Consider the following 5,347-nt stretch of genomic DNA (forward strand, 5'->3'; position numbering starts at 1 on the left):
TATATAATTAATATAATTTTATTTTTTACATAATTCTAAACACTTTTCAAGCCATTTACAGGTATTTTCTTCCCGCATAATAGCTCCCATAAGCACTAAATAATCGCTGAAAGCATTTGTATTTTTTTCAGGTATAATGCCATTAAATTTTCTCTGACTATCTTTTAAATATTCAAGTCTTTTTTCATGCTGATTAAGATGATTTATAATTAATTCTTCTCTTGTTTTTTCTGATAAACAATCAGAGAAAAATAACTGCAGTCTGAACTCATCTTTGAATGTAGGGGGGATATCTATTTTTGATTCAAGCCATTTCATAAAATCATTTCTCCCTAGTTCTGTAATAGAATATAATTTCTTCTCCAATACAGTACCTGATATCTCTATCTTATATTCAACCATACCTTTTTCATTAAGAGATTTTAATTCCGGATATATTTGACTATGTTTGGCACTCCAAAATTCGCATAGTGTTTCTTCAAACTCTTTAGTTATATCATATCCAGTCATATTCTTTTGATTTAAAAGACCTAATATAGCGTACTTTAATACTCCCATAAAACAGCTCCAATAATTATTATTTGTATTTCATATTATACCATTATTAAAATTAAAATCTACAGCAAAAACATATAAATAAATACATGTTTATATATATACGGCTATATTTATATGTTAATACTTTCTATAAAGAATATAATTTATTTATAGAAACACCAAAATAATAATATTAAAAACTAAACATCATGAATTACACAAAAAGAAGGTTGCTTATACTTTTTATAGTATTTTTAATATTTGGAGAGTATTTGATTCTACTACGGCAGAATATTTATACGGCATAGTACAAATAAAGCTAACATAGCCGATTTAGCTATAGTATATAGCTAAACAAATATAATTTATAAAAATAAAATCATATTTGTTTTTTAATATATAGAACGCTTTACACCGCTCTGCGTACCTTAGACAAGTTTGTGTGGAAAAAAGTTAATAATTCTGTATGTTGATAATTCTGTATAAAGTACATCAGTTGACAAAATAAAATTGTTACAGTATATACATAATTTTTTAACTATATTATAAAGCCGGATTTTTTATACTCTAAAAATAAATTCTTTCTATTGAAAAATAAAAGGAAATATACTATACTTAATATATAAAATAAATTCAACAGGATATTTAATGACATTAACAAATGTAGTTACAATCAAAAGTAAAAACGGCATGCATCTAAGACCAGCAGGCGTTTTATCACAAATTTCAAGCAAAAGTGCCTACTCTAATATAGGAATATTTCTATTGTATAACGGTGTTAGAGCAGATGCTAAAAGCGTATTCAATATTATGGGACTTGGAGCATTCCAAGGAGCCAATCTTATACTAGAAATCGAATATGAAGACGGAATGGAAAATGCAGCTAAAGAAGCCGAAAAAGAACTATTAGATTTTTTTGAAGAAGGCTATATTTACGCTGAAGTTCCTGAAGAAGATTAACATTCATAATATTTTCCAATTAATATTTTTTATAATAAATCAAAGGATATTCAATGATTAGTTATTTTGTAATAGCTATGCTATCAATATCTATAATTGTTGTAATGATTTTAACTATTAAGTTTAAAGTTCATCCATTTATAGCAATGCTGTTAGTAGCTATATTCTTGGCATTTACTTTACATATACCAACTAATAAAGATAATAACTACATAACAGAAATATCAGCATTAATAGGCAAAGGTTTCGGCAATGCTCTGGCAAGTGTCGGTATAATAATAGTACTTGGAAGTATTATAGGTAATATATTGGAAATGTCAGGTGCTGCTCTTAAACTTGGTGAAATAGTAATAAAAATTGTAGGAAAATCTCACCCAGCATTAGCTATGAATATATTAGGTTTTATAGTATCAATACCTGTTTTCTGCGATTCTGGGTATTTAATACTTACACCTTTACGAAAAGCCGTTGCTAAAAAAACTGGAGCTTCTCCGGTAGCATTATCGGTTGCATTATCTACAGGACTTTATGCATCGCATGCCTTAATACCTCCGACTCCCGGTCCTGCTGCTGTTGTTAATTTATTCGGACTTGAAGCACATTTATTAACTATTATCCTTATAGGTTTAATAGTTGCTATACCTACATCTTTAGTTGGGGCAATTTATGGTATATTTATATCAAAATATATACAAAAACCTAACTATCCGGATAAATCTCCTACTTATGAGACTTTAATAAGTGATATAGGAGGTCTGCCGCCTGCTTGGAAAGCATTGGCACCAATAGCTGTACCTATTTTATTAATGGCTATTGGAAGTATAGTAAGATTTGATTCTTTTAAAATGTCTGACAGTATTATAAAAAATATATTTATATTTTTAGGCGAGCCTTCAATGGCATTATTTATAGGATTTTTATTCTCGCTTCTTTTAACACATAAATTTAATACAGAAGAGATATCTATGTGGATAGGAGATGGTATAAAGGCTTCCGGAAGCATACTTGCAATAGTTGGTGCAAGCGGTGCTTTTGCTGAAGTATTAAAATCTACAGAACTGGCAAAAATTATACCAGAGTTAGGACATATATTTGCTTCATTAAATATGGGCATAATACTTCCGTTTATAATGGCATCTGCTTTAAAAATAATGCTTGGTTCATCTACAATAGCTGTTGTTACAGTAGCGACACTTTTTGCTCCTCTGCTTAATACACTAGGATTTAATACGCCTATATCACAAATACTAGTATTAATGGCAATCGGGGCTGGTTCTATGATAGCTTCACATGCTAATGACAGTTATTTTTGGATAGTTGTTGAATTATCCGGATTAAAAGTAAAAGATGCATACAAAGCTAGAACTTTAGCTACTTTTGTACAAGGTATTACTGCACTTATAATCATACTGATATTATCTTTCTTATTTAGATAATTTATTGTATTTTATTTTTTTCGTTTTGTATATATAATTGTTTTATATAAAAATATAATCCATTGGAGAAAATAATGCTTAAAATTAAAATTATTAATAAATCTTCTAATCCTCTGCCTAAATATCAAACTGAAGGCTCATCCGGACTAGATTTACATGCTAATTTGGAGAAACCAATAACATTAAATAAAAATGATATAGTTTTAGTACCAACAGGACTTTTTATAGAAATACCAGATGGTTATGAGGCTCAAATCAGAAGCAGAAGTTCTCTAGCATTAAAAAATGGTATATTTTGTTTAAACTCTCCTGCTACAATAGATAGTGATTATAGGGGAGAATTAAAAATTATATTGGCGTCTCTTACAGATACACCTTTTACAATAAATCATGGCGATAGAATAGCTCAAATGGTTTTTGCTAAAGTTGAAAAAATAGATTTTGAAGAAGTTGATTCTATTTCGGACACGAAAAGAGGTGAGGGCGGATTTGGAAGCACCAACAAATAAATATTGATATAATCGTATTTTATATTATAATAAAAAACATGAGTATATTAAAGAAACTTTTTATATCTACAATTATGCTGCTCACTATTTCATGCGGACTTCCGGATGTTACAGGCATCACGCTTGAATTAAATCAGCCGTATATTACTAAGATTATACCTGGACAAAATAAATTAGTAGTAGAGTTTGAAGCACAAAATAATGAACCTTCATTCAGCGGATATAATATATATTTTGGAGACAGCACAAATCCAAGAAAATACAGATTGTATAATCAGCAAAAAGCTCTTCCAACTATGTCAGAATTGAGATCTGAAACTGTAAAAAAATATTCATTTACCATAGAAATTGAAAGTTATTATTCTACTAATAGTTCAACTATAGATACATTAAGAGAAACAGATTTGGCTAATGGAATACCTATATATGTTTGGATATCATCATATCAAATAACACCTCAATTAGAAAGCTATTATTACTATGATAATTTTGTAAAAATGGGTACACCTAGACCTGAAGCTTTAAATCAAACAATAAATGCAGATCAAAATATATATATGGAAGGAAGAGATTTAGCAACATTAATAAATAGCAATGGAAAATTATATTTTAGAAATGCGGCTAATGGTTCTATGATGGTTATGGCTGGAAGTTCTTTAGATGATATTGTTGTACCTCCGGAAAATGGATATGGAAGTATTGATTTGGAAGTGAAAGCAAATAGGTTATACTTAGTAAAAATAACAGATGGAAACAATTCCTATTATGGAAAAATATTTGTAAGGAGTATTAGCGGTACTAGTGTTGTAGCAGATTATTGCCGTCAGACAGCTGCTAATATATTGAGTTATTAATTTATGAAAAAAATATTAATTTTTATTATACCGGTAATTTTTTTATTATCTTCATGCAATGAAGAGCTTATCACTATAGTAGATGAATATAATTCGCCTTATGATATAAAAGCTATAGCAAGTAATAATGCTGTATATATAGATTTTTGGTCTGGTATAATAGCATCAGATTTTGCTGGTTTTAACATATATGCTTCTACATCAGATACATTTACTCAGCCAGATAGTGCCATAAAAAATGCAAGTCAAACATACCCCACAATATCTGGTTCAAATCATACTAGAACAAATTTTGTAATACAAATTCCTACTATGACTTTTAATAATGGAACCTTATATTATGTAACTGTTACTGCTTATGGAACAAATAATTTGGTAGATAAAAAATATATAGAAACACCTATAAGTACAGTATGTCCAGTAATTCCAAGGGAAGAAGGTACTGGAACAGGTACAACATTAGCAGCCAATGGTCAAACTTTTGGTAATATTGATATTCCTGGAGGAAAAGTTACTGTAAACACTGGATGGGGAGTTCAGTATTTCGGATATCAAACTAATTTTAACAGTATAGTCATTATAACCAATAATACAGATGCATCATTTGATACTGAGGCAGTTTATTCTCTTAATGGACTTTATGTATTCAAACAAACTGGCGGAAATGGACTGGCTAAAATTTGGATAACTTCAGCTAATGGTTACAGATGGGCATATCAGGCTGATGCTTCTAAGTGGTGGGGAATTTAATATTATCTTTATATTTGATAAATAATATTTTCAATTTAATAAATAATTATTTTGATTTTTTATATTAATATCTAGTGAAATTACACTTCTCTCAAAACAAATTTTATTTATAATTGTGTGGCGTACAGCGTCAAAAATAACTTGGATTTCGTGCAAACACTCAAAACGATTGGTAAAGCCTCAATTATTAAAATTATAAATATCATTTTACACATTAACTATATATGTAAAAAAATAGAGCCTATAAGTTCTAACTATAGACTCTATTTTTACAACAAGGAGAAACAATAAACTTATTTAA

Annotated in this window: 6 protein-coding genes; 5 read left to right on the forward strand and 1 reads right to left on the reverse strand. The window is 28.9% G+C overall.

Annotation, left to right across the window (positions count from 1 at the left end):
• Window positions 1–18 precede the first annotated feature (18 nt).
• Window positions 19–558: a PadR family transcriptional regulator gene (locus BMUR_RS00740; RefSeq protein WP_013112682.1), complete on the reverse strand. Its 540-nt coding sequence runs from the start codon at window positions 556–558 to the stop codon at window positions 19–21.
• Window positions 559–1,185: 627 nt separating this feature from the next.
• Between BMUR_RS00740 and BMUR_RS00745 the strand changes: the two genes are divergently transcribed.
• From BMUR_RS00745 to BMUR_RS00765, 5 genes are all read left to right on the forward strand, one after another.
• A complete protein-coding gene (locus BMUR_RS00745; RefSeq protein ID WP_013112683.1) occupies window positions 1,186–1,497 on the forward strand; it encodes an HPr family phosphocarrier protein in 312 nt (103 codons plus the stop codon).
• 53 nt (window positions 1,498–1,550) lie between these two features.
• Complete coding sequence (locus BMUR_RS00750; RefSeq protein ID WP_013112684.1) at window positions 1,551–2,933, forward strand: GntP family permease; 1,383 nt, start codon at window positions 1,551–1,553, stop codon at window positions 2,931–2,933.
• A 74-nt stretch (window positions 2,934–3,007) separates the two neighbouring features.
• Window positions 3,008–3,442: a dUTP diphosphatase gene (dut, locus tag BMUR_RS00755; protein WP_013112685.1), complete on the forward strand. Its 435-nt coding sequence runs from the start codon at window positions 3,008–3,010 to the stop codon at window positions 3,440–3,442.
• A gap of 38 nt (window positions 3,443–3,480) precedes the next feature.
• On the forward strand, window positions 3,481–4,296 hold the full coding sequence (locus BMUR_RS00760) for a hypothetical protein (RefSeq protein ID WP_013112686.1): 816 nt from the start codon (window positions 3,481–3,483) through the stop codon (window positions 4,294–4,296).
• A gap of 3 nt (window positions 4,297–4,299) precedes the next feature.
• Window positions 4,300–5,046, forward strand: a complete 747-nt coding sequence (locus BMUR_RS00765) for a hypothetical protein (protein ID WP_013112687.1) — start codon at window positions 4,300–4,302, stop codon at window positions 5,044–5,046.
• Window positions 5,047–5,347: the final 301 nt, after the last annotated feature.

Source organism: Brachyspira murdochii DSM 12563, from assembly GCF_000092845.1.
GTDB lineage: Bacteria > Spirochaetota > Brachyspiria > Brachyspirales > Brachyspiraceae > Brachyspira > Brachyspira murdochii.

Excerpts from the sequence above, each read along its gene's own strand:
- BMUR_RS00740 (WP_013112682.1), bottom strand. The coding sequence starts at position 558 with ATGGGAGTATTAAAGTACGCTATATTAGGTCTTTTAAATCAAAAGAAT.
- BMUR_RS00745 (WP_013112683.1), top strand. The coding sequence starts at position 1,186 with ATGACATTAACAAATGTAGTTACAATCAAAAGTAAAAACGGCATGCAT.
- BMUR_RS00750 (WP_013112684.1), top strand. The coding sequence starts at position 1,551 with ATGATTAGTTATTTTGTAATAGCTATGCTATCAATATCTATAATTGTT.
- dut (WP_013112685.1), top strand. The coding sequence starts at position 3,008 with ATGCTTAAAATTAAAATTATTAATAAATCTTCTAATCCTCTGCCTAAA.
- BMUR_RS00760 (WP_013112686.1), top strand. The coding sequence starts at position 3,481 with ATGAGTATATTAAAGAAACTTTTTATATCTACAATTATGCTGCTCACT.
- BMUR_RS00765 (WP_013112687.1), top strand. The coding sequence starts at position 4,300 with ATGAAAAAAATATTAATTTTTATTATACCGGTAATTTTTTTATTATCT.